Source organism: Rhizobacter sp. P2_D12 (assembly GCF_056404395.1).
Genome location: NZ_JBFUEB010000282.1, coordinates 1 through 1,591, shown reverse-complemented (window position 1 = coordinate 1,591; position 1,591 = coordinate 1). Strand labels below are relative to the sequence as shown.

Annotated in this window: 1 protein-coding gene; it reads left to right on the top strand. The window is 69.3% G+C overall.

Annotation, left to right across the window (positions count from 1 at the left end; all coding sequences use genetic code 11):
- Positions 1-1,591: DUF349 domain-containing protein (locus AC1DYN_RS32450; protein ID WP_477966901.1), on the top strand; the 1,591-nt coding region annotated here is incomplete at both ends.

Genomic DNA, 1,591 nt, shown 5'->3' with positions numbered 1-1,591 from the left:
AAACCAGGCCGCGGCGCAGGCTGCCGAGGCGCGCGCCGCCGTGGCCAGCGCCCGCGAGCGCCAGGCTGCGCAGCTCAAGGCGCTCGGCAACGACGAAGCCGCCGCCGCCGAGTTCATCCTGCAATCCCCGTTTTCCGAATTGCGCCTGGCCGCCGCCGAGCTGCTCCATGGCCGCGAGCACCTCGAGCGCGTATATGGCGCGATGCGCAATGTCGACCGCCGCGTTGCCAAGCTCGTGCATGGCCGACTCGATGCGATCCGCCACCATGAAGCCGAACTGCGCCGTGGTGAGGACACGCTGGCACAGGCGCGCGCCATGCTGGCCGATGCATTGCTCACGCCCAACCACGTTGGCGAACTCGACCGCAAATGGTCGGTCATCCGCGCGCCAGAGCTCGCTGCCGACTTCGAGGCCGTGCGCGCCCAGCTTGGCGCGCGTCTTGAAGCGCAGGTGCAGTTGCAGCGCGCCATGATCGATCGCCTGACGGCGTTGCGCCAGCTCGACGGGCAGGGGCTGGACGCCGCCGCGCTCGGCGAGGCGCTGGCCCGCCTGCAGCAGGAACAGGCAGCGGCACTGGCCGACCCTGGCCACCCATCGCTGCCGCGCGCACTGGTGGGCGAGCTGAGCAATGAATTGGCACGGCTGACGGCTAGCCTGGCCACCGCCGAGAAGGATGCCGCAGCGCTGTCCGCCCGTGACGCGGCACTCACCGCATGGGCCGCACAGCCGCAAGAAGAATTGACGCCGGATGCACTGCGCCGCGACTGGCAGCGCCTGCCGGCCATGCCTGCCAACGCCGCTGCTGAAGCCCTGCAAGCGCGCTTCGACGCCTTGCTTGCGTCGTTCCCGCAAGCGATCCGCAAGCCGAAAGCAGTTCCGGCGGCAGCGCCAGCCGACAGCGGCAGCGCGCCTGCCAGGGACCAGGGCGCCGACCGGGCCTTCCTGGAGCAGATGGAGGCGCTCGAAGCCGCACTGCAGCAGGGCTCGCTTGGTACCGCTGCCGAGATCGACAAGTCACTGAAAGACGCCAAGGACAAGGGCGTGCGCCTGACAGGCGCCCAGCTCGAGCACCTGACCCATCTGCGCGCCGACCTGAAGCGTTTGTCGGACTGGGCGCGCTGGGGCGGCAACGTGTCGCGCGAAGAATTGATCAAGACAGTCGAGACGCTGGCCACGCAGAACCTGGCGATGGGTGAACTGGCCAAGAAGGTCGGCAGCATGCGCGAGCGCTGGAAGGCGCTCGACACCTTGTCCGGCCCGGCGCCGCGCAGCCTGTGGGAGCGCTTCGACGCCGCCTGCAGCGCTGCCTACGCACCGGCCGCCGCGCATTTCCGCCAGCTGGCCGACGAGCGCCACGCGAATGCCGCGCGCGGCCAGGCGCTGGTCGACGAAGCCCAGGCCGAGATCGCCAACCTGCAGCAGGACAACGCTGACTGGAAGCATGTGTCGGCTACCGTGCAGCGCCTGCGTACGGCCTGGAGCCATCTGGGCGCGGTCGACCGCAAGGAAAAGAAACGTCTCGACGGCTTGTTCTCAGAGGCGCTGACCACGTTGCAGCGGCCGCTGGAAAACCAGCGCAAGGTCGAAGTC